Below are 23,868 nucleotides of genomic sequence, written 5' to 3'. Positions count from 1 at the left end.
TGCGGCGCTGAAGAGACCCTGTATTCTGCCATGAACCTGTGTAGCTTGCCCTCGTGGAAATGCCATATGACTGCGGGCTTAAACTCAAGAAGGCCTGGTTGAATTGTGAAGCTGGGAGATTCTGCATCTGAGCGAGGACCCCTAATAGATCGCTGGAATTCGTATGCTGAATCCTGTTGAGATAGTCCGCTATTGCCTGCCCGGTTGGGTCGCCAGCAAAGAGCGTAAAGCTCCTGGCTAGTGCCTCGACCTGTAAGGCGCTGGGAGTCTTAACCATGGTAAAGCTAAGCATCGGGGTGGCCTGAGGAAGCGTAACACCGGAAAAAGCCCCGGTAACGGAGGTCCCTGTAACAATATTGTAGAGGGAGCCGTTGTAAAAATACCCCGGTCCTTTGACTACGGTCAACGCACCCGCAAGCGACGCCGTGCCCTTCACCGACAAAAGGCCAGCGCCGCCGTTGTTACCGTACAGGTACGTGCTGAAGCTGCTGTTGTTGGCCATGGCATAACTGTTGTTCACCTGCAGGGTCCCTTGTTTGATTGTAAGGCTATTCATTGTAGGCAGGCTTGCCAGGGTGAAGGTGCCGGCGCCCTGCTTGATCGTATTTTCAAATCCTGAAAAGTCGTAGCCGAGCGTTCCTGTTCCATCAAAAACCAGCGTATTGTTTCCAGGTCCGGGCAGGATATCGCCGTTGACTGTGGCCGTTCCTAAGAACTCCAGGGTATTGTCTCCGGAACCCAGGTCTATCGCGCCCGTAGTTACGGAGCCCGCGCCGAGCACAACCGTATCGTTCCCCGCTCCGGTTGAGATGGCAATACCCGGCGAGGATATGTCAAAAAACCAGGTCTTCTGAGTTTGTTTGGTCTCGATCGTTCCGTAGTTTGTCACGAGGTCATTGCCGCTTCCTGTCTCAATGCCGACGGCGCTGCGCCTTTCGGTGGCGGTTGCATCCGAGCCCACACTCACAGCAGCCATCGAGCTCGTGACCCCGGTTACCGTAATCGTGCCGTAATTGGTCACTGTGTTGTTTCCGTTTCCGGTGATGATGCCCCGGGCGTGTGCTTGAGAACTTGCCTGCGCTGTGGCATAATCCTCCCCATCCCCATACGCAAACACGCTGGCTGAGGCCGTCACTGTCATGTTCCCGTAATTGCTGATTGTGTTTTGACCGTCTCCTGCGGAAATGCCGGTGGCGGTAGCAATTCCTCCGGCGTATGCATCACCACGGTTATCGGCAAAATCGGTGTTGGAGTGGCCGTGCGCATTGGAGGTAAGGGTGGACGTCACGGTAATATCACCTCTGCTTGCAATTGTATTAAATCCGTTGCCAACCGAAATGCCCGTGGCCGTTGAAGTAAGCGAAACATCACCGGCCCCGGCGTAGGCGATCGCGTGGTCAAGATGGGTAGAGGTATAATCTGCGAGCGCTGTTCCCGTATTAGTAGCGGTTACGGTCAGGGGTCCATTGTTCGCTATGGTATTGTTTCCGTTCCCTGCCCTGATGCCCATGGCATCTGCGTGACCCCCCGCTATAGCAGTGGCGGTAGCCGTATATTCCATGGAGGAGGCCAGTGCATGCGAATCCGGGGTAGTCTCGGCTGTAACCGTGAGAGTTCCGAGATTGGTGATCGTATTGTTTCCATCTCCGGCGTGCATGCCCGTGGCGCTCGATGCGAAGATTGCGCTCGCGTTGGCAACCTCATCCGAAACAGCGGTCGTCCGCTCTACCGGTGCGCCTTCTCCGTCCACAGCAAACGATAGGCTCCGGGCGATGGAATGAACGATTATGGTGCCGCCCTGTCCGTTCGTAATAGTGCTGTCGCCGTTACCGTTATGGATGCCAAAAGCGGACACGTCGGAAGACGATTGCGCATTGGAATTTGTCCTGTCGAGGTCCGTGTCGGCCTTTGAGTAACACGACACCTCAGTGGTCGCGTCCACGGAAATACTTTTATTATTTGTCACCGTGTTCTGCCCTTCGCCCGCATCTATTCCAACGGCGAGTGCCGTCATGGCGGTCGTTGAATATGCGGTCGCACGTCCCGCGAATAGCGCCGCGTTTGTGATGGCCTTCGCATTGGCGTATGCATCTATATCCAGATTTCCATCATTGGTAATAACATCCCTTGCTGCGCCACCTATGATCCCTTTTGCCGTGGCTGTGGCCGTGGAATTCGCGTCCGCTTCCGCCGTACCCCCGAACGTCTCTGAACCATTGTCCGCCGATGGACTGGCCGTGGCGCTGACCGTTAAATGGGCGCCACTACCGTTCAAAATCGTGTTGATGCCATCGCCGCCATCCATGCCCACGGCAAGAGAAGAAGCGGTGTCATTTGAGCTCGTGGTCCCCGTCCCGAATAACGTGTAAGATGAACTTGAATCGGTGAGCGTGGAGGCGGCAGTAACGCCGATTGTCCCATAATTGTACAGATAATCCGCGCCCCCTCCTGCTCGCATGCCGTAAGCTGAGGCAGTGGCGCTGGTTCCGGCCGTTGCGTCTGCGTCTCCGCCAAGCATAAGGGTGTAGCCGCCGGCCTGTCCCGTGGCCGTTGCGGTAAGTGTCATGACGCCCGTTGAAAAATTCGTCACGGTGTTATCGCCGTCTGACGCGTCCATTCCCACGACCGTGGTATTGGAACTGCCACTCGTGTTGGACACGCCTTTCCCGAAGAGTGAGGCCGAGGTGGCAGACGCATAAATGGCTGAGCTTATATTCACCGTAATCGCGCCGGCGTTTTGGATGATATCATTTCCAGCCCCGCCGGCCATGCCGTATGCGATAGCCGTGGCAACCGCTCCGCCATCCGCCCTTTGATCGCCTGCAAGCTCAATAGTGGTCGACGACATGTGAACACTCGCCGTCGGGTCGAGAGTGGTTTCGTTATCCACTATCTTTATGGTACCATTGGCGTAGTTGGTCATCGTATCATCGCCTGCGCCTCCGTCCATACCGATAAGCGTTGCCGTGGCCGTGTTCGCTCCGTTGGAGCTGGCATAACCGGCAAGGGTGACAGAGACACCTGTGTCGTCCACGTCCGAGGTTGCCGTCAAATGGATTAGCCCGTGGTTCTCGAGCGTATCGTTTCCGGCCCCACCAGCCATTCCCGTGCTAGTGGTATTGGCCGTGGTAGAAGCATTGGCATACCCGGCGCCACCGAGCATTTCGACGGTCACAGACAAACCATTGGCTGTTGCTGTGCTCGTGGCGTTGATTGCGTTCCAGTTGTATATCTTGTCGTCGCCTGCGCCGCCGTCCATACCCACGGTGATCGCCGTGGCTGTGATTCCTACGTCGGCTTCTCCATAACCGGCGAGGGTACCACTTCCGGACTGGCCGGTAGGTGTGGAGTTGGCAGTGATCGTGATGGTCCCGTAGTTGTGCATGGTGTCGTTTCCGGATCCGCCCGCCATGCCGTAGGCGGTGGCTATTGCCCTGGTCGTGCCGTCCGCATTGGCATCACCCAGGAGCGCCACAGGGACGGAGATCATTTCGGCTTGGGCGGTGGCTGTGCCGGTGATGGTTGCACCCGTGTAGTTCGTCATGGTGTCATCGCCCGCTCCGCCGTCCATGCCGGTGATCGTTGCCTGAGAGGTGTTGCTTCCATCAGAGTCGGAGTATCCTCCGAGCACCACGGCGACACCTGTCTGGTCCACATCGGAGGTGGCGGTGAGGGTGATAGAGCCATGGTTCTCGAGCGTATCGTTTCCTGCGCCGCCGGCAAGTCCCGTGGCAGTGGTATTGGCCGTGGTAGAAGCATTCGCAAAGCCTGCGCCAAGCAGATCTACTGTCACGGGGACCCCCTTGGATGTTGCTGTGCTCGTCAGGTTAATTGAGCCCCAGTTGTATATCTTGTCGTCGCCCTCGCCGCCGTCCATGCCCACGGTTGTGGACGCGCCCGTGACACTCGCATCTGCTTCCCCGTAGCCGCCAATGGTACCACCGCCCGATTTTCCGGTAGGTGTGGAGTTGGCAGTGATGATGATCGTTCCGTAATTGTACATGGTGTCGTTCCCTGCTCCGCCTGTCATGCCGTACGCAGCGGCTCTTGCAGTCGTCGTGCCGTCTGCATTGGAGTCACCAAGAAGGGCTACAGGGACGTTGACCACCTCACCTTTTGCGGTTGCCGTACCGGTGATGGTGGCACCCGTGTAGTTCGTCATGGTGTCATCGCCCGCTCCGCCGTCCATGCCGGTGATCGTTGCCTGAGAGGTGTTGCTTCCATCAGAGTCGGAGTATCCCCCGAGCACCACGGCGACACCTGTCTGGTCCACATCGGAGGTGGCGGTGAGGGTGATTAAGCCATGGTTCTCCAGGGTATCCGTTCCTGCGCCGCCGGCAAGTCCCGTGGCAGTGGTATTGGCCGTGGTAGAAGCATTCGCAAAGCCTGCGCCAAGTAGATCGACGGTCACAGACAAACCCTTGGCTGTTGCTGTGCTCGTGGCGTTGATTGCGTTCCAGTTATATATCTTGTCGTCGCCCTCGCCGCCGTCCATACCCACGGTGATCGCCGTGGCTGTGATTCCTACGTCGGCTTCTCCATAACCGCCAACTGTGCCGCCCCCGGATTTCCCTGTCGGCGTGGAGTTGGCAGTGATCGTGATGGTCCCGTAGTTGTGCATGGTGTCATTTCCGGATCCGCCCGCCATACCGTAGGCGGTGGCTACTGCCTGGGTGGTACCGTCCGCGTTGGAGGCGCCAAGAAGGGCTATGGGAACCGAGACCGCTTCGGCTTTGGCGGTGGCCGTACCGGTGATGGTTGCACCCGTGTAGTTCGTCATGGTGTCATCGCCTGCGCCGCCATCCATGCCGGTGATCGTTGCCTGAGAGGTGTTGCTACCATCTGAGTCGGAGTATCCCCCGAGCCGCACAGAGACGCCGGTCTGGTTCACATCGGAGGTGGCGGTGAGGGTGATTAAGCCATGGTTCTCCAGGGTATCCGTTCCTGCGCCGCCCGCAAGCCCGGTTGCGTAAGCGTTCGCCGTGGTAGAAGCATTGGCAAAGCCTGCACCAAGCAGATTGACCGCCACCGACACGCCATCGGATGTTGCCGTGCTCGCGGCGTTGATCGCGTTCCAATTGTATATTTTGTCATCACCGTCACCGCCGTCCATACCGGTGGAGATGGATGTGCCTGTGACACTCACGTCGGCCGAACCGTAGCCCGTAATGCTGCCCGTTCCAGAGTTCCCGGTGGCTGTGGAAACAGAATTCACGTTGATGCTCCCCAGGTTACTCATCGTGTCGTTCCCTGCGCCGCCGTCCATGCCCGTATAGCGGGCCTCAACTGTGGTCGTTACATCGGCTTTTGAGAAACTGACATCGGATATGTCGACGGAAACACTCGTTACCTTTGCCGTAGCATGAGCGGTGCCGGAGATTACACCGGAACTCTGGTTCTCGATAGTGTCATCGCCCGCTCCGCCGGCAAGTCCGGTTGCGTAAGCGGTGCTACTTGACGACGCCTTGGCCACAGATGCCCCCGCGCTCACGCCCTCGGCAGAAATATTGACGTCGATGGAAACGCTGTTGGTTGTTGCCGTGGTCGTAGCATCCGTCTTGAGGATCCCATTGTTGATAATGGTATCATCGCCATCACCTCCATCTATGCCTGTGCCTGTGGCTGTTGCCGTGTTCGAGGCGTTGGCGAAGGCCGCTCCGGCCGACATGCCCTCCAGAGAGAAAGTACCTGTGACGGAAAAATTGGTGCGTGTGCTGTCAGTGGTTGCGCTTACGGTAGTCTGGTTGTAGTTATAGATCTTGTCGTTGCCCGCGCCGCCGGCCAGTCCCGTGGCTCGTGAATCAACCGTGTTGTTTCCGTCCACCACGGATGCCCCCGCCGCCAGTCCTGCCGAGGTCCCTTCGAGGTTCACGCCCACACTGGCCGCTGTCACGGTGGATGTGGCGGTAACGGTGTTATTACCCCAATTCGTCAGCGTATCATCACCTGTCCCTCCATCGATCCCGGTGGCAAGGGCTTCTGCCACGGATTTGCCTTTTACCAACGCCCCGCCCGCGGCAACGCCGTTCACGGCATAGCCGGCCTGCACCGAAACCCCGGCCGCAGAGATAGTTGATGAAGCTGTAGTCGTCATGGTCCCCGAGTTGGTAACGGTGTCGTCTCCTGCGCCGCCCGCAAGCCCCACGGCTGTCGAAGTAGCCGTTACCCCGACGTCGGCGGCAGCAACGCCCGCTACGACTCCCGTTTTAGAAAAACCAAGTCCCACAGAAACACCGGCGCTGTCGACATCAGCAGATGAGGAAACCGCCATGGTGGCCGTGTTGGTAATCGTATCATTACCAACGCCGCCGTCAATGCCCGTGGCGCTGGAGGTGGCTGTAAGGGCTGCCTTGGTCAGGGCGCCATCCAGGGAAACACCGGTCTCTGTGCCTGCAGCCGATATACTCACAGCTGCGCTCGTGGCTTCGGCCGTGGCTGAAACGGTCAGGCCCGCGCTGTTTGTTATGGTGTCTCGGCCGAGTCCTCCGTCGATTCCGACGGCGCTCGCCTGAGCTGTGGTCGAATCCTCAAGATACGTTATACCTCCGGCCACGCCTTGATTCGCCCACATCACGGTGGCGCTCACGGACGTCGAATCGGCGTCGGCCCCGGACACGACTGTGATTCCGTGGGCCCCGGAATTCGTAATGGTATCGTCACCGTCTCCACCTGCGATTCCTGTGGACTGGGAGGTGGCCGTGGTCGAGCTATCGCTTATGGTTCCTCCCCAGGCAAACCCCGGCCCCCAGGACCCCTTAAAATCAATACCGATGCTTGCGCTCGTCGCATATGCGTTGCTTGTTACGTTCATCGTGTTATTCTGATAGATGTGATCATCCCCCGTACCGCCATCAATACCTGTGGCTGCCGCATCCGCAGTGGTTGCCGTATTGATGAGTGCCACGCTCGGAAGAATGCTCATCACGCCGCCTTTGCCGAAGCCTAAACTCAACGTGACGCCGACTGAATACGCATCTGCCGTCGCACCTGACGTGATGGAGCCATTGTTCGTAATGGTATCGGCGCCGTCACCGCCCGTAATCCCCGCCGTCACGGCATAAGCACCGGTGCCGGCCTTGATCAGAGAATCTGTGCCGGAAGAGGTGCTCTGTGAGCCTCCCCCCTCTGCCGCGAGCACCCCTGCCGACGTGGCGATAGAGGATGAGGCTGCGATTCCCGACACCGCACCGAGAGGTGGTGTTATTGTGACCGACCAGGTCTCGGAATCCGTATCAGCGGATGCGCCGACAAGCACCGTCCCGTTATTGGTGATAGTGTCATTGCCGGCCCCGCCGTCAATGCCTGTGGCCGCGGCCTGCGTCACCGTCCGGGCGCTTTCCAGGTCCTTTTGGGCAAAGAACTCGTATGCCACAGTCGGGACTCCGATCATTCTTACGTCAACACCGGTCGCAGTGGCGGTCGGGTTTGCATTGACCGTGATCAGACCGCCGGATTCGTTGGTGATATGATCGTCTCCTGCGCCGTCTGCGATCCCGACAGCGGTAGCGGTTGCCCTGGTGTCGGCATCAAGACGCGAAGAACCGACGGCCTCCACGCCGACCCGTGTTGTCGAAGCGGTTGGGCTTGCCGTAACCGTGACCGACCCCGCATTGGAAATTGTGTCATCTCCGGCGCCTCCCGAAATCCCGGTCGCAGTGGCGGTAGCACTGATGCTTGAGTTGCCGTCGGAGAGCACGTCATATTGGAGGCCCGACACGGACACGCCCGTTGTGGAGGCAGTCGCCGTGGAAGTCGCTGACAGCGTGCCGGCGTTTGTGATGGTATCGGATCCTGCGCCACCTTCAATCCCTGTAGACTCGGCGGTTGCTGTGGTCGGAATGGAGAACATACCGAGGCCAAAATACGTGAGCAACACACCGGCTGAAGAGGTGGTTGCCGTGGCGGAGGCGTTGATGGTGCCATTGTTGGTGATGGTGTCTGTACCGCCGCGTCCATCTATTCCAAAAACAGTTGCAGAAGAGGATGCGCCACCGTTCGCCTGAGTTGCCACCGCCTTCTCAATTCCGTAGGATGTGAGAACGTTAGATACCTCTGTGGTTGCCAGCGCTGAAGCCGTGATTGTCCCATTGTTCGTAATGGTATCCGTGCCGTCACCACCCGCGATGCCCGTGGTTAGAGCCGTTGAGCTCGTTGAGGCGTTGGTCATGCCTGGCGCCCAATAACTCGAACCGCTGCTGTCGTTTGTGACACTGGCCGTTGCGTTTACGGTCAGCGTGGAGGAGTTGGTGATCGAATCATTTCCTCCGTTACCGTCTATGCCTTTGGCGGTGGCGCCGGCATGAATGGAGGCATCGATAGCCACGTTTGTTGCACTGCCCTCAAGATCGAGGCTTCCCTCGGCTGTGGCTGTTGCAGCGACCGTAATCTTGCCTTCCGAGTTAATGGTGTCGCTACTTGCGCTTCCGGCTATGCCCGTCGCACTGGCGTCAGCCCCCGTAGAAGCATCCGCAATTGCCGAACCCGAAATGGTGGCCTGAACTGCTCCCGTGTTGGCCCCCGATGTGGCGGTCACGTTGAGCGTCCCTAAATTACTCACTGATCCCGCGCCGCGCATACCCGTGGATTCAGATTCCGCCCTCACGCTGACATACGCGCGGGCATGATCGCCTACGCTTATGCCTATAACAGGAGCAGTGCTGTTTGAAGTAGCGGATGTCGTGACACTGCCTGCCACGGCGTTTGTAATCTGGTTCTGGCCCATGCCCCCGTCAATGCCTGTGGCCGTCGCATCCGAATAGGTTGAGTTGTAAGAGGAGGTGGCGGCAGAGAGCGTCAGAGATATGTTGGGAGATGTGGCAGAGGATGTAGCAGTGGAAGCAATCCCGGAAACATTGGAAATCGTATCTGCATTATCTCCCGTTTTCACGGCCGTGGCGGTTGCCGTTGCTTGGGAAGCCGATATTCCCGAAGGTTGAGCTGTCGCGCCGGCCGTTGCCGTTACTTCGCCTGCATTCGTGACCGTATTTTCGCCATCCCCCGCGTCAATGGTCGTGGCGCCGGCTGCTGCCGTTGTCACAACGGTTTGTTGAACTGTCTCAGAGACGGTCGCGCCCGGTTGAACAGTAATCGTGTCGGCAGCATCGCCCGTACGGACTCCGTTTACGTCTGTGCCGCTGCAGATGATGGCTCCGGTTGCATCCTCTATGCAGGCCGCCTGGATTTGAGCGGCAAAAATTGAGCAAAGAAAGCACGCGGTGAACACGCTCAGAAATACGCATCTGCCTACCATAGAAAAGTGCTGTTTCAATCTTTTATTAGGCCTCATGGCACCCTCTCAACATGGTCATTTCATTTAGAAACCTGGCGATTCCCCGATTTTGCGCATCATTGCATTCTACAAGACAGGTAATGCTGTCGAGGTCCGGTACTGAATGTCAGTAACATCTGTGGTTGTTCTGCCCATAATTATCGTCGGCTCTTCTGTCACCGTACCCGTCTTAAACAGTCTGTTCTTTTGCGGATCGCAGTCAGCCAGACGATTACACACCCGGCTTTGTCGGCCAAAAGCGGTCTAACCCTATCGACAGGGGATGGGTGGATCGTTTCGAGCCTATCCATCCCGATGATTCCCCGAACTATTTCTCCGTTTGTGTTTCTCTGAAAATCCTGAAACCTGATATCGCGTTCTGTCAACCTGTTCTGTATGAAGCGCGAGTTGAAAAGAGTTGCCGTTCAGGTTTCTCTCGAAAGATTCCGCCGGTCCTTCGATACCTGCGCACGGAACTTATCATTACGTTATACACGTGCAATCAACTGAATTTTATTGGCGAATATGCGTTTTGTCAACAAGAAACTGTGATATTTATCACCTCAATCCCGAACCCCCAATGGTTCTCAAATATGAGCCGCTGTACTTCAATATAATTGTCAGTTATCGTTTGTAACACACTTACCTATATAGGGATCCGAGATGATCATTCTCTCAGACAGGCCCCATCTATTTTTCTGGCCAAAGAAAGACGAGCGCCGATTTGGTCCTTTTTTGCCAATGATTGTCGACATCAGATACTCTAAAGGCGTTGCGTCAACGCCACCGCCGTGCTCACGAAAAACATGGATACTTGGACAACGAAAAATGATAGAGTGAAATATCCCCGTTGAGGAGGTGAGACCCCCCATGAAGAAGCGACGTCTACTCATTCCTGGCTTCGTAGTGATGATTCTTATGTGGGCCTTGTCGCCGGCCCTTTCAGCGCCCTTGTCTCTTGATGAAAATATCAAGGCAATCGTTGCCGCCCGGGCGAACCTTCAAGAAGGGTTTGATTTCGTTGTGACAGGGGACAACCGGGATGGGAGAGAGGTGTACAATCGGATCCTCAATCGGGTGAGAAATCTGCATCCGCTCTTTATTCTTCACACCGGAGACCTGGTAGCAACAGGACGGCCAGTTGAATATGAAGAGTATGCACAGCAAATCGCCTCGTGCGATGTCCCCATCGTTTACGTCCCTGGAAATCACGATGTTCGCTCAGGCGCGAATGCGTATCGGAAATACGTGGGGGAGCCCAACTGGTACTTTGATCTCAACGGCATCCGTATTATCGGCCTTGATAACGCAACGGGGGTGTTCAGCGCAGATACCGTGGCATTCGCGCGGAAAACGCTTACCAGTGAAAAAATATGCGTTGTTGCCTTCCACATGCCCCCGCCCGTGCGACGGTGGTCAGTGCACGCCATGGTGGGCGACCGGAATAAGGCGCACTGGGGCGAGGTAATGGACCTCATCAAGGGCGCCAAGGCTCCTGTCGTCTTTCTCGGGCACATCCATCTCTTTGATGAAATGGATATTGACGGCACCGCATACATCATTAGCGGCGGGGGAGGGGCGCCACTCTACGGTCAATATCACTTTGGTAAGCCCGAATACGGTTTTGTCGTGGTCCGGGTAAGGCCAGGAGGAATTACCCATGAGTGGATTCCCCTCAATTGATCCCAACCCTGCGGTTTTGAGACCTGAAAATACCAGCCTTGAGGCTGAACTTGATGATAGGAGAACCGAGGACTACAGTCTGACCGGGACAGGCGATCTTCTCGCATTCCTCGATCCTCCTTGTACCGTCTATGCCCCTTTGCCGCTCGACCAGGCGGCCTGAGCAGCCAGGCGCTTTTGCAGGAAAATGATCAACAGCGCAACGATCAGACCAACCACAGCGTTCGTACTGCAGATACGGGTGACGCTCCATCCTACGGTTATGAGGTAGCCGCCTATGACGTTCGCGAGCACGCTGCCAATTCTTGCCAGGGCATATGCCCAGCTCACCGCCGTACCTCTCATATATGGAGGATAGGACACGGTGACGAGTGCCAAAAGGCCTGAAAATGCGCCAGCCACGAAGAGTCCGCACAGGATCGAAGTGGCGGTAACTGTGGCGAATGAGCTACGAGAGAAGATTCCGAATATCACGAGACTGAAAAACGAGCAAACGAAGAGCACTTCGAGCAAGCGAAATGGGTTGCTTTTGTCCATCATACGGCCGATGATGAAGGTAGCAACCACGGATCCAAAATTAAAGCACGCAAAGGCTATACTGTACTGTACGACCGACGCGCCGCTTTTATGCAGTAGCGAAGGAGCCCACGCAACCACGAGGGATAGAATATAGAGGGATCCCAGCAGGATAAGCCAGAAAAGTATGGTGACCGATGCACGTCCCTCCATGAAGAGATGTTTGATGGGTACGCCCGGAAGCTTCTTCTCGGAGGGCAGGAAGTGATACTCTTTATCCGCGGCGATTGCCGGCGCCACTTTCGCAAAGGTTTTACGGATGCGTTCGTCATTGGTGCCCTTTATGGCGAGGAATTCGAGCGATTCAGGGAGAAATACCATTGCCATCACAGCGACGACCACGGGTACGGCGCCCCCGAAAATAAAAAGCGACTGCCACCCGTAATGAGGAATACAATAGGCGGCCACGAGCCCGCCCAGGGTGCCCCCGACAGGCATACCCGCGTACATGGCGGCCACGAAGGTCTTCCGCAAACGGGTTGGCGCGTATTCAGAGCCGAAGGCCAACGCGGTGGGGATGGCCCCGCCTGCGCCGAGGCCCGTAAAGAAGCGCAGCACTGCCAGCTGTCCCACATTCGTGATGAACGCTGTGAGCAGGGTAGCTGCGCCGAAAACAAGTGCGCTCGCTATGAGCATCCATTTGCGGCCGATACGGTCGGCCGGCATACCGAAGACCAGGGCGCCGAGTAGCGGCCCGAAGATGACTAAGCCCATGGCAAGACCAAAGGCCTGCATAGTGATATGGAGAAACTCGACGATCTTGGGTGTAGCCACTCCGATCATTATCAAATCAAAGCCATCCAGGGTCGTCACCAGGAAACAGAGAAAACAGACCCAAATCTGGTATGAAGATGTCTTCGAAATCGAGTCAAAAACCTTGCCTACCGCTATTTCTTTACTCGCCATGGTCAGTCCTCCCGGAAATTGGATTTACCATACTATATCGGGGCATAACGCCCTGTTAGTCACCCCGTTGAGTAAGCGTCCTTAACCTTAAGAAGGTCCTCAGTGTGTTGCAGTCGAAACCTTTCCCTGTCTCGGAAAAGCAGGCGCCTCGTATACCGTTATATCTCCAACTTTCCCTCGTTTGTACTTACCCGGATAAGCATCGGGCAGCGGTACGTTTTGGGCGATGAGCCGCTTCTTAAGCGACGCAAAGTTAACGTGTCTCACGCTCACCCCCTGAGTCAGGGAAACGGCGGCGGCGGTCCCTGCGGCCTCACCGATGGCCACACAATGCGGGATAAGGTTGAAAAAGTTATTTGCCTCCTGATCGGATGAAAAGGCACGACAGGCCACGAGCATGTTCTCCACACCGCGCGGCAGTATCGCCCGATAGGGGATATATGTGAGCGGGTGGTTGAGCGAGGCGTCGCCTCTGTCAAGGTCGGGGAATATGGCGATCGTGTCTTCGAAGGGCTCGTTCGACTGAAGGTCCTTTGACGTTACCACGTAGTCTCCGTGGACCCTTCTCGCGCCTCTTGTGCCGAGCTGAGGGCATGAGAGCACGATGAAGCTGTCCTCGAAACCGGGCACACGCTTCTTCAAGAAATCGTGGGTGAGCAGCATCTTCTCCCGTCCCAAAAACTCCACTCTTGTCAATTCTTCCACGTCTATCTGGCTCGACGTGGCGTATCGCGGGTGGATCCAGACGATGCGCTCCTGATGTTTCAGGTTACTCCTCATGAAACTCCGGTGGCCGCCCTTTTCCGTCAGGTCAGCCATGAGTGCACCCCATCTGTCAGCGTGCGCTTTACGGAAATCGTCTACCTTCATGAGGTTGACGTTGTCGATCCAGTAGCAGAGCGAGAGATTGGCGATACGGATCGAAGGGTCGATATCCGTGTCAAAACCCGCCCCTGTGAACGGGAGAAGATCGCCATCACCCGTGGAATCGATCACGACCTTTGCCATAATGGCCTGGCGGCCCGATTTGCTCTCGAAGACGACCCCCACAGTCTTATTACCCTCCATGACGGGCATGGTGCCCCACGAATGGAGATACGTTTTGACGCCGGCCTCCTTGACCATATCGTTCAGCACGCACTTGGAAATCTCGGCGTCAATGAGGGACGCGTAGACTATGTGGCCTTCCCGTACGGTGAAGAAAGACCGTTCATTCCAGTACGACGTCAATCTCTGATCCGTAGCGCCCCAGATTTCGGCCGGCGGATGGGTTTCGGCTTCTCTCGCCGTCAGGCGTTCTATCCACTCCTGGTTTATACCTCCGATCTGCATAGTGCCGCCAAAATCGGACAGACAGGGGATGATCGTAACCAGGCCGCCCGTGCCCATGCCACCCAGGTGGCCGTATCGTTCCACAAGAACCGTATCTGCCCCGTTCCTTGCAGCGGAGACGGCCGCTCCGATACCGCCTGGGCCGCCGCCCACAACCACCACGTCGCACTCACGGACCACGTTTATCGTCTTGTTGGGTTCCGGGATAGTCTTCATCACCTTCGCCATTTCAAGCCTCCTTTGATTTTTTCCTTTTTCTGACGCTTAGACTCATTCGGTTCAACCTGTCCTTACGTAAGTCACAGGCCCACGGTATCGGTCAACTGTGACAGATTTTCTGCTTTATCGAGGCTGAAGATGCGGTCGATAGCCTGATCGATGCGATTCGGTGTAAGAAGTCTTGAGGCGTTACGCCTGAATTTCTCCATCAGCGCTTCATCGGTAGCCCTGAACTCGGTGAAGTTCGTGCCTCTTGCGTAGAGCGTCTCTCCCACATAGGTCTTCCCCAGAGCCTTTACTTCCACTCGGGCCGGCCAGGCCTTGGGGTCTTTCTTCTTTTTTTCAATGATTTGAGGGTCAACATGCATGGTAACCTTCTTCATGAAGGCGCGTATCCTGGGGTCATTGATGGTTTCATGCTCCTGCCACTTTGCGCCTTCCCGTATCCTGTGGGCCGCCACGGCTAAGACGAAAGGCAGACTGAACTGAACGTCCACCTGGGTCTCAACGTCGTAGGGAACCGGACTGGCGACAAAGGGGATCGAGTAGGAATCGACGCTGTCGATGTCGTCCGGCTGCAGCCGGTTCTTCTCGATAATGCTGATGAAAGCGTCCAACTGGGCGTGAAAAAACGTGCAGCACGGGTAAGGCTTGAAGGACTTCTCCATAAAACGCCACTTCTTTCCGAGCTCATCCATGATCATCTCCGGCTCCCATCGCTCGGCGCCATAGAATCTCCAGAATCCGCGGTCGCCGTCGAAGACCCTCGGGTTAGCCGTGTAGCCTTCCCAGGCAAAATGAGCCGCTGTGACCGCTCCGTTGCAGATCCAACCTATAGGTACATACTTGATCATGGATTTTGGCACCGCTTCCTCCCAGTTTCTGCACACGGGCAGCGGACAAAGGTAGGCAGAAATGCCGAGTGCCTGGGCCATACGCTCTGTCTCGAGGCCAAGTATCTTGGCTGCCCCTGCCGTAGCCCCTACTATGCACTCGTTCGCGTTTCCAAAAACCTCCGGGTTCTTCGCTTCTTCCATCAACTTCTTGGTCATGACGCTCAAAGCCAGGGTAAACCGCCTGCAGACTTCCTGGGCGAGCGTGGTCGCCAGAATTAGATCCTTTCCGGAGGCCCCTGTGCTTTCCGCCACGGCGAGTGCCGGAGGTATCGCAAAAGGTTGCACATGGGGGATATCGTCGTAGTCCAGGGCATTGATCAATTCACCGTTCGCCATCGCGGCGTTGCTTGACGACACGCGGTCACCCACGCCCAGTATCACCGATTCAGGCCGACCCCCGGCCCGTCTCGCCACCGACACGGCTATCTTCCCCTTATCGGTGGCAATACCCGCAATCGCAGAGCCTACGGAGTCCAAAAGACTTCGCTTGGTCTCATGAACAACTTCGGCCGGAAGGTCTTCGTACTGAGTCTCGACCAGGAAGGTCACCAGGTCCTCACTGATATCTCTCACGTCCATCCTCCTTATTTTGCTTCCCCCGCAAGGACGCCGGGGCGGTGCCGTAAGACCTCAGCGCGTCACGGCACGAGTAGTTCCGTAAACTCACCCATATCTTTCGCGTTCTCGATACTCAACGCCAAATCGATGATCTTGTCTGCCCTGGCCTTGGAAAACCTGCCGAAGGCCGTGAACTGGTCCATGAATTTCGCCACAAGAAACTCCCTCGTCGGATAGGCGTGCATGGACTCGTCGGCATTCCTGGTGCTTTCATACACAGAGCCGCTATTCATGGTTACTCTGACTCGCATGCCTTTAATGAGGGGCGTACCATCCTCAGACCCGTATACGCCCATGGTCGATTTGCCGATAAGTGTGGTGAGCCCCGTATCGGACCTGATCGCCTCGGTCTGCACATGCTCCACTTTAACGGAACCGTGATAGAGTGCACAACAGGCCAGGAACTGATAGCAAAACAGGGCGTTCAACTGGGTGGGGCTGCTAAATGGCTGGGAGTAGTAGTTAAAGGCTGAATTCTCGGAGCGCAGCACTTCAACAGATTTGATATCTTCGGGCTTTACTTTATCGCCCATCTGCTTGCGCACCTCCAACGCCGCAAGGCCCACGGGGGTGTTGGGGATGCCCCCGGGAAACTGCTTGAAGCTCTCTTCCATGAAATAATTCTTTCCCAGGTCTTTCACTGCATAGTCATAGAGCGGCGGGAGCTCTCCGCCCGTCCTCTTTACCACGAGGCCCCAGTGGCCGAAAAAGGCGTCCGTGAGCCCTGTCCAGCCTCCTTTTGCAAGTTCGCAAGCCATTATGGCGCATCTGGCGCTCTCCCCGTTGTGATACTTGAATTCCTGCGAATAGTCGAAATAGGAGTTGGCAGGATCGGTGGCGTTGGTGGCCGCGTAGGAAAGAGCAGCCCTGGTTTCGGCGGCATCAAGTCCGTAGTATCGGGAGGCGAGTGCGGTGGCGCCTGTGGAAACAAGTTCCATGTCCGCGGGCCAGCGCACGGGGAACGTATAGAGAATGCGGGCAGTCAAATCCTCGGCCACTATGTTGTTTGTTATGAACGACTTACCGTCCGTCCTGTGCATATCGGCGAGCGTCAAACCCAGCGGAATGAGGGTTTCACCCAGATGGGAGGGCGTCCGTTCTCCATGCACGTGGAAGTACATGTTGCCGAAGTCATTCGACCGGGCCGTCACGCAATTGAGAATGACGGCGTTATTTACGGGAGCGCGAAAATCGTGACAGAAAACGGGCGCCTCCGGCAACCCGCCCCATCGCCTGAACAGATTCACTAAAACCTCATTGTCCTTTACAATGGCGCCGCCGAAGATACATCCGGTAGTGTCGAGAAGACGGTCTTTGAAACACTTGATATTCCATTCACTGAGGTCGTCAAACGTGGTCTCTACAACGTTCCTGCACAGAGCCTCTGTGGCTTTCGGCGGATTAAGTCGTCCTATCTCACGATCCGGCATGGCCTTACAACCTCCTTCGTGCGATATTTATGTTCAGGTCAAAGCCTCCCTTTTGTCGGCCCTCTTCGTGTCTTCCCGATCAAGAGGGTTTCTTTAGCCTCCGAGTAGCCGTGTTTAAGAGTCGCGCCCCGCGACGTTGTCTTGCCGAAGGGTAGTTATTCTCCACTATGGCTTCGTGTTCGGCCATGGTTCGTAACACCAGAGAAAGATCCTTACTCTTTAACGCCTCATACAGCTCCTTATGGAGGATAAGGTGGCTCTTGAGACGCCTGTGGGAAATGGTTTGCTCATTGATAACGAAACGGGTTGCACCCATGATAGCCTGGACAATGACTTCGAAAAACGGGTTCTTCGTTGCCTTAGCGATGACGAAATGAAAGCGCCTGAACGTCAATACAAGCGCCTCGAAGTCGAAAGGCGGCCTTCCCTCGGGCTTACGGCTCAGTATCTTTTCGGATTCCTCGACGCTCTCCTTGAGCGTGCGCATCTCTTCTTCGTTGATCCTTTCAACCGCCGCCTGGATGATGAGCCTGTCTATGCCGGCTCGCGCCTCCCTTAAGTTCTCTATGGTAAGGTTGCCCCGCTGCACCAGGTCGGATATCGATTCGATGACAACTGAGCTGTCCGCCTCTTTTACGAAGGCCCCGCCGTCGCTTCCGTGTCTCACGTAAATCAAGCCGGATTGCTCGAGCATTCGGAAAGCCTCCCGTACCGCCATTCTGCTTGACTTAAACTGCGCAGCGAGCTCCCTTTCAGGGGGCAGCTTGTCCCCTGGCTGGAATTGCTTCGAGTAGATGAGTTGCTTGATCTGATCTGCGATCTGATCGAAGGCCCTTTTGGATGGAAGTGGTTTGAAAAGACCTCTATCGACTGTCATGATGACTCTCCTTGCGCGTATGCGGTTAACATCACGTACGTTGGTCGATCTGCTCGTACGATCTGCCGTCTTTGGTCTGACCACAGACCAATTATACGATACATCTGCCGTTTACCCTTGTCAAGGAAAAATGAGCGTCCTCTTCCGCTCGTGCGTCCCGCCTTGATTCGGCGCTATTCTCCTGTCAACAATCTGATATCGGGGGTAACAGAGATGCCTGTCGGATTATATGGCTCATTCTTTTCAGGCAGAAGATAGTTGACCGTAACGCCCTGCCCCAGTCAAAATGACGCGGCAAGGTTTACGTCAGGCAACAGTGTGGTCGGGAAACACCAAACACCTGCGCGCACTTAAGGGCTCTCCCGTTCGGGAACGAATGGAGAACTTAATCTTCATGGACCGTCAGGGCGATTGGGAAGCATTACGAATAGGGGGCATCATGCGGGCATTGCCAGCCACGTGAGGCTCTTCTCGACGATGCGAGTGAAGATTTCTTCTTCCGTTTGGTTAAGCGCCTTCGGAACATGAAAGGAGTGGTCCCCTCCTTCGATAACAAAAAGCTCTGAGGGGCCGTCACTCGTTGTAAGACCTCCTTGAGTCCTGCCATGTCGCACAGAGGGTCCCGCGTTCCCGCAAAGAAGAGCATGGGAATTTTGATACGGTCGAGATCAGCCGCTCTCACTTTTTCTCTCTCGCCTGCCGGGTGCAGGGGATACCCGAGAAAGATCAGACGATGAACGGGAAGGAGCCCATCGGCCACCATCAAAGCCGCTATCCTCCCTCCCATGGATTTCCCCGCTGCAACCCAGACATCGACCTTTGCTTCCAATCTTCCTTTGGCGTACGAGAGTGCTTCAGCCCATGTTTTAGCCAGGGTTTGCCCGTTGTCCGGGGCCCTCCTTCCGTCCTCTTTGTAGAGAAAGTTAAACCTCAATACCGGATAACCCGCTCGCGCCAGGCCATCCGCAAAAAAAGCGACGAGGGGCGTGTTCATGTCGTTGCCGGCCCCATGGGCGATGACGACCCCCATGCGTCTGTCTATTTTTGCGGGCAATGAGATTATCCCTGACGTGCGGTCTTTGTCGCCAATCGGGATCGAGACTCGGTCTTCCTCGTATTTCAATCGATACGTCCTTTTCTGAGCTTTCGACTCTCTGCTCACCAAGGATATAAGGCTTCGGTTAGGATGAGGTGCTACTTTTTAGCTTCATCCGTCACCTTGAGCGTCCTCAAGACATTCTCGAAGGTAGGGGCATCCATATCGAAATAGTGTCTTGCAGGCGCGCTATAGCGAACGATCAGAAGCCAATCATCCTTTAACCGTCCGCACAGCACGGCCTTCATCCTGAGTCCCGAAATATTCCGGAACGTGTAAACCATTCTGAATCCTGAAACACCGCTTATGGTCACCGGGACATTCTCTTCGGTCTTTACGTCGCTTAGCGACGACGCCGAAATCGTGTCGTCGAGGACTATTTCCGCCACTTCCTGGGGCAGCATGTCCTTTCGGAGAATCTTCTTGGTATTCTTCAGCGGATTTTGCTTGATGTCGAACCTGCGTATATATATGGATTGGAGCGGAAATCCGTCCCTGGTGGCTAAAAGATAATCGTTCTGACTCGACCTCATCCAGTTCTCGGGCATCTCCACGGTAAAACCCTGACTCTGATTTGTATAGACCTTCTCGGTCTTTATCCAGGGCCTCTGGGGGGCGCAACTCGTAAGGCAAACAAGGGCTGCTAGTAAGACAAGCTTTTTCATATTCTCCCCGCTATTCGAGTCCTTTCAGGTATTCTTCGATATAGGCCCGGTCTTTGGTATCAGGCGAACGCGCGAGGTACTCGCCAAAATACCGCCGCGCGTTTTCGTTTTCTTTAAGCTTGAGGCTCATGAGCCCCAGGGCCTTGTAGGGGTCGCCATAGGATTCATCGAGGAAAATGGCCTTCGTATAGTTCTCCCTGGCCGCCTCCTGATCTCCCTTGTCCCCGCGCTGCCGGAAAATCTCACCAAGAAGGTAGTAGGCCTTCGGGTCGCCATCCTTCGTGCCCCGATACCGTTCCGCCATGGTTTTGGCTGTATTGAACCTGCCCGCCTTGAGTTCAAGCCAGGCGCTATCGAAGACAATGTCGCTCAAGGCCTCTGCGAAACCCTCCCGATTGGTAGATCCGCCCTTGTTTCCCGCCGATTTCATGAAGACCTCGCAGTTTCCCTTGCGTTCTTGCAGCCGCGGATGACTCCCGAAAAAGAAGGGCTCCTTCACGTTCTCCTCTTTGGCCTCGGCCTCCAGTAAACTGAAAAAGGCAATAGACTCCGCCGGGTCATATCCCGCCTTGACAACCATGGGGAGCCCCTCCATGTCCGCCTCCGTTTCGAGCGCCCTGGAATAGCCTGTCACAGCCGCCATGGTTCCCACTGCACCGAAGATACCCGCGCCCACCCATGCTCCGACAACCGTGATTGAAGCCAAAAATGATGTTTTGCTCTTCGTGTTCCGGTATTCCTTGATCGTGTGATGGTTGATAGCGTGTATTGCCTCGTGGGCAAGCACGACTGCGAGCTGCGCCTCGTTTTCCATCAATGCGAGCATGCATGAATTGATATAGATGGTGCCGTCGGGAAAGGTGAAGGCGTTTATGGCACGATTTTTCAGCACGACGACCTTCGGCTTCATGCCCGGCACACCGCCTTCGGGCAGAAGCTTTGTCAAAACGTTATTGAGATAGGCGGTCAGGTTTTCGTCCTCATAGACAAGACCGCTACGCGCGATCTTTCTCTGCTCCTCTTGAGCCTGAGACCAGAGCATTTTTTCGTCCTGGTCCAGTGCGACAGCCGGCGGCGTGGGCAAGGATATCCCGGCGGAGAAGCCCACAATGATCGCCGATACAAGGGCAATTACTACTCTATTCTTCATTTCTTCGGGACCGGGAATTCTTTGAATAGCCCGCCAACGAGCCTAAAGACATCATCGGGCTCCCTGAGATCGTAGGCCTTGCCGGGATTCGCGCTGAACCAGAGTATCGAGCCGGAACCGTCCACGAGCGCCGCGTCGGCCCATGTCATGCCTGACCGAGGGTGCACGCCGGTGAAAGCGCCCACGACCATAAGCGTCTTTCTACCTCCGGTCGAGACTTCGTCGCCAGCCGTCACGAGAATCAGGCCATCTACATTGAGCCGGGCAAGGAGCCCTTCGATGGGACCAAGAGAGTAATCGAAATGGTCCAGTTTTTCAGGGAAAAAATCCCAGTTCAAGGCGGAACCGTAGGTATGCGTCAGGATTGCACTCCTTACAGCCTTGTATAGCACTTGAACGTCATCCATCTCTTCGGAGGGATTCTCTCCGTCAAGCACTTTCGCTTCTATGAGCCTGTCTTTGAGCTCGGTCTGAAGAGAGGTGGAGAAATTGTGTCTCGCCGATCCGGTCCAATCTTCCTTGAGTTCATGCATGCCTCCGGCCGTCAGTTCATAGACCTTCATATCAATGAAGAGAATGCCCAGGGTTTTGGTCGCCTTCACACGTTCTGCCGCCTGGGGAGATGTCCTAAAGTACCCTGGATCGCAAAAGGCTACCAGGGGATATGACACCAAAGAGATCAGAATAAGGCATAAAAGATATCTGTTTTTGTTCATCCTGTCCCCCACCGGTCTTATCCGCCGTATCGCCGTGACAAAGATTTTCATCTCTTTGAGCGACTAATATGGCGGAGTCCAAAGTACTGCACGTGGCCGATACGTATGCATAATTAATAGCATCGACCATGAACTAAGGCAAGAAAAAACCTTGGCCTATGTTTGAGTCACCTGACATATGATCTAAAGGCGATTGAAAAAATATCCTGAGAATACCTGTACCCCTTTTCTTTGATCTCAAAGGTTTTGTCAAAAATCTCAACTTCCTGTTCGTTTACATTAAACGCGTTGCTGTATCTGAATTTCCATCTATCACCTCCAAATGCCCCCTCTTCCAATTCGAGGGCGAGCATTCCATGAGGATACTCCCCATTCATATCGCTGATATTGAGATCCTTGGCGCTTTTGAAGCCATGTTTGCAGTAATTGTGCGGGTCCCCATATATCACGATGCCTTTTGTGCCCTTTTTAAGAGCGATCTCTTTTGTATGATTGACCAATGCGGTACCGATGCCCCTGCGTTGATATTTCGGCAGCACGCTCAGCGGCCCAAAACTTATAATCTCTTCTTCCTTCCCATTCTCGTTAATCAACCATGCTTTTGTATACATGATATTTCCCACTATCTTACCTCTGTACTCTGCAACAAAATCCATCTCTCTTATAAAATCCTGATGATTCCTCATGCTGTGGACTAAGTAATGCTCGTTGCATCCCGGGAAATATAGATTCCAGAACGCCTCTCTCGTTAGCTCCTCAACTTCACGAAAATCTTCCTCCATTTCATTTCTTATCTTAACGTTCACGTCATTCTCCCTTTAGTTTTCTTGTATCGAAGGGGCCGCCCCACCCCGACACCGGCACATACACGTGCGCGCCAGCAAAACCCGCGAGCCGCAAGAAACGGTTTTCGTATCTCATGCGGCGATCGTTCATTTGAGTTTCGGGAAGCCGAGTATTTCTCTTATCAGACAGCCCCTGGCGGTTCTGCCAACCCTGAGAATAGCCGCCGTGTCTGCGCCTCCGCCGGCGAAGCCGGTTCCGGCAATGGAAAGTGCGGTCTCACCCTCCGGCACCAAACCGTTGTTTACAGCGATCACCGTGATACCCACAAGCACACGAAATCCCATGCTTATGATGTTAAAGAGAGACAGATCCTCCCCCGTCTCTATGTCAAGGGGTCTCAGGTGCCCTGGAAGGAAACGGTTGAGCTTAGATGTCGCCTCCCGTCGCGCCTCCGGCCCAAGACCGCCAATGCCGAAAACATCCGGCACATAGAAGACCTTAACACCTTCCCGCTCAAAGCATGCACGGTCCTCGTCTGATATGCTGACCGGGAGGTATTGAGCATTTTGCTTCAAGCAGTCCTCTTTTATCCGCCTCGGCTCTTCGTACTTGCTGTACAGATTCGAGACGGCCATTTTTGCACCTTTTGCGTTTGTGACCGCCACAATGTTTACGTCCAAACCGCGTGCGAGTCCCAGAAACTTCTTCACGGCAAACCCTGTTTGCGCCGCCATAATCACATGACGTATTCCCAGGGCCTCTACCCTCTTTCTTGCCAGTTCGAGGATTTGGTCCGTGTTAGATGGACCAGGCTCCTCATAGTACATGATTTCCTTTGTTTCCATGCTACATGATTCTCCTTCGTGAAGAGAGGCAGTGCAACTTGTCGGGCCGTATCTTTTTTCTCGCGGTATGAGACCTGCACCGTAGCATTCTGTCTACCTCAAGGTACCAAGCTATTCTCATATTTTCAGGAATTTTTTGCAACACGTTTTGAACGTGCAGAATCAAGAATGACTGCGCTCAGGGTGGGCAAGCGAAGGATTGACGGGCGTTTTGCGCCGTGATCCGGTGTACATCCTCTTGACGATTCCACGCTGGATGGTTACAGATGCAATCAGGGCAGGAAATAAGAGGGAGCTTAATGGCCCGGGGTGAACAGAACCACACGCAAGCCCCGGGAAAGACGCACAGACAAGGAACCAAAAAGGAGGAAATGAAGAATGAGCGAATTTCAAGAAGGTCAAAAAGTTCGGTTAAAAAGTGGAGGACCAGTAATGACTGTTGAAAAGACAGGCATTCATACGGCCGGCCTCAAAGATGGCATCCAATGCGTCTGGTTCGATGACAGAAAAGACTTACAGAGAAATGTATTCAAGGCCAGCATGTTAGAAGGCCCACCCGAGAAGGAACCGGTCGTCTATTGAACCGGTGGCAGGGAAACCGAGCTCGGCGATGAGAGTGGGGGAGTATGCGGTCCGGAGAAACCCTTGAGGCGAGCCTAAGACTCCAACCTTTGGTGGTGTCCCTTGACGGTTTAAGGCAGGATGGTTAGAAGAAGACTTAAGGGGAAAGGAAGCGGCCGGGGCTTTGGACCCAAGTCCCAAGTATCCTGCCGCGTCAGTCTATAGCCTGAGAAAATGAAGGAGG

General features: G+C 55.1%; 15 protein-coding genes. 3 read left to right on the top strand and 12 right to left on the bottom strand.

Translation table 11 applies throughout. The features are described from left to right. On the bottom strand, window positions 1-9,286 hold a 9,286-nt coding region (locus VMT62_14050), incomplete at its 3' end, for a hypothetical protein (protein HVN97547.1). 852 nt (window positions 9,287-10,138) lie between these two features. Between VMT62_14050 and VMT62_14045 the strand changes: the two genes are divergently transcribed. Together VMT62_14045 and VMT62_14040 are read left to right on the top strand one after the other, a co-directional pair. Next, window positions 10,139-10,951, top strand: a complete 813-nt coding sequence (locus tag VMT62_14045; protein HVN97546.1) for a metallophosphoesterase — start codon at window positions 10,139-10,141, stop codon at window positions 10,949-10,951. Then, window positions 10,929-11,114: a hypothetical protein gene (locus tag VMT62_14040; GenBank protein ID HVN97545.1), complete on the top strand. Its 186-nt coding sequence runs from the start codon at window positions 10,929-10,931 to the stop codon at window positions 11,112-11,114. The genes VMT62_14045 and VMT62_14040 overlap by 23 nt, the downstream gene beginning before the upstream one ends. Here VMT62_14040 and VMT62_14035 read toward each other — a convergent pair. From VMT62_14035 to VMT62_13985, 11 genes are all read right to left on the bottom strand, one after another. Continuing rightward, window positions 11,081-12,433 (bottom strand): MFS transporter, encoded by a 1,353-nt coding sequence (locus VMT62_14035; protein HVN97544.1) that lies wholly within the window; start codon window positions 12,431-12,433, stop codon window positions 11,081-11,083. The two genes, VMT62_14040 and VMT62_14035, sit on opposite strands and share 34 nt — an antisense overlap. Before the next feature lie 99 nt (window positions 12,434-12,532). Beyond that, the gene (locus VMT62_14030; GenBank protein ID HVN97543.1) at window positions 12,533-13,993 is read right to left on the bottom strand and encodes an FAD-dependent oxidoreductase; all 1,461 of its coding nucleotides are present in this window, start codon (window positions 13,991-13,993) and stop codon (window positions 12,533-12,535) included. 71 nt (window positions 13,994-14,064) lie between these two features. After that, a complete protein-coding gene (locus VMT62_14025; GenBank protein ID HVN97542.1) occupies window positions 14,065-15,453 on the bottom strand; it encodes an MmgE/PrpD family protein in 1,389 nt (462 codons plus the stop codon). A 65-nt stretch (window positions 15,454-15,518) separates the two neighbouring features. Beyond that, the gene (locus tag VMT62_14020; GenBank protein HVN97541.1) at window positions 15,519-16,928 is read right to left on the bottom strand and encodes an MmgE/PrpD family protein; all 1,410 of its coding nucleotides are present in this window, start codon (window positions 16,926-16,928) and stop codon (window positions 15,519-15,521) included. A 79-nt stretch (window positions 16,929-17,007) separates the two neighbouring features. After that, the gene (locus VMT62_14015; protein HVN97540.1) at window positions 17,008-17,805 is read right to left on the bottom strand and encodes a GntR family transcriptional regulator; all 798 of its coding nucleotides are present in this window, start codon (window positions 17,803-17,805) and stop codon (window positions 17,008-17,010) included. Window positions 17,806-18,226: 421 nt separating this feature from the next. Further along, window positions 18,227-18,928, bottom strand: a complete 702-nt coding sequence (locus tag VMT62_14010; protein ID HVN97539.1) for an alpha/beta family hydrolase — start codon at window positions 18,926-18,928, stop codon at window positions 18,227-18,229. A 71-nt stretch (window positions 18,929-18,999) separates the two neighbouring features. Then, a complete protein-coding gene (locus tag VMT62_14005; GenBank protein ID HVN97538.1) occupies window positions 19,000-19,566 on the bottom strand; it encodes a hypothetical protein in 567 nt (188 codons plus the stop codon). A gap of 10 nt (window positions 19,567-19,576) precedes the next feature. Then, window positions 19,577-20,716, bottom strand: a complete 1,140-nt coding sequence (locus tag VMT62_14000; protein HVN97537.1) for a M48 family metalloprotease — start codon at window positions 20,714-20,716, stop codon at window positions 19,577-19,579. Next, a complete protein-coding gene (locus VMT62_13995; protein HVN97536.1) occupies window positions 20,713-21,318 on the bottom strand; it encodes a hypothetical protein in 606 nt (201 codons plus the stop codon). The genes VMT62_14000 and VMT62_13995 overlap by 4 nt, the downstream gene beginning before the upstream one ends. 281 nt (window positions 21,319-21,599) lie before the next feature. Further along, window positions 21,600-22,238: an N-acetyltransferase gene (locus VMT62_13990; GenBank protein ID HVN97535.1), complete on the bottom strand. Its 639-nt coding sequence runs from the start codon at window positions 22,236-22,238 to the stop codon at window positions 21,600-21,602. A gap of 126 nt (window positions 22,239-22,364) precedes the next feature. Further along, window positions 22,365-23,063 (bottom strand): hypothetical protein, encoded by a 699-nt coding sequence (locus tag VMT62_13985; GenBank protein HVN97534.1) that lies wholly within the window; start codon window positions 23,061-23,063, stop codon window positions 22,365-22,367. 378 nt (window positions 23,064-23,441) lie between these two features. Here VMT62_13985 and VMT62_13980 point away from each other — a divergent pair, with 378 nt between their 5' ends. Then, window positions 23,442-23,645, top strand: a complete 204-nt coding sequence (locus tag VMT62_13980) for a DUF2158 domain-containing protein (GenBank protein ID HVN97533.1) — start codon at window positions 23,442-23,444, stop codon at window positions 23,643-23,645. Window positions 23,646-23,868: the final 223 nt, after the last annotated feature.

Source organism: Syntrophorhabdaceae bacterium, from assembly GCA_035541755.1.
Taxonomy (GTDB): Bacteria; Desulfobacterota; Syntrophorhabdia; order Syntrophorhabdales; family Syntrophorhabdaceae; genus PNOF01.
This window is presented reverse-complemented; position numbering and strand designations above follow the sequence as displayed.

Excerpts from the sequence above, each read along its gene's own strand:
- VMT62_14045 (HVN97546.1), top strand. The coding sequence starts at position 10,139 with ATGAAGAAGCGACGTCTACTCATTCCTGGCTTCGTAGTGATGATTCTT.
- VMT62_14040 (HVN97545.1), top strand. The coding sequence starts at position 10,929 with ATGAGTGGATTCCCCTCAATTGATCCCAACCCTGCGGTTTTGAGACCT.
- VMT62_14035 (HVN97544.1), bottom strand. The coding sequence starts at position 12,433 with ATGGCGAGTAAAGAAATAGCGGTAGGCAAGGTTTTTGACTCGATTTCG.
- VMT62_14030 (HVN97543.1), bottom strand. The coding sequence starts at position 13,993 with ATGGCGAAGGTGATGAAGACTATCCCGGAACCCAACAAGACGATAAAC.
- VMT62_14020 (HVN97541.1), bottom strand. The coding sequence starts at position 16,928 with ATGCCGGATCGTGAGATAGGACGACTTAATCCGCCGAAAGCCACAGAG.
- VMT62_14015 (HVN97540.1), bottom strand. The coding sequence starts at position 17,805 with ATGACAGTCGATAGAGGTCTTTTCAAACCACTTCCATCCAAAAGGGCC.
- VMT62_14005 (HVN97538.1), bottom strand. The coding sequence starts at position 19,566 with ATGAAAAAGCTTGTCTTACTAGCAGCCCTTGTTTGCCTTACGAGTTGC.
- VMT62_14000 (HVN97537.1), bottom strand. The coding sequence starts at position 20,716 with ATGAAGAATAGAGTAGTAATTGCCCTTGTATCGGCGATCATTGTGGGC.
- VMT62_13985 (HVN97534.1), bottom strand. The coding sequence starts at position 23,063 with ATGGAAACAAAGGAAATCATGTACTATGAGGAGCCTGGTCCATCTAAC.
- VMT62_13980 (HVN97533.1), top strand. The coding sequence starts at position 23,442 with ATGAGCGAATTTCAAGAAGGTCAAAAAGTTCGGTTAAAAAGTGGAGGA.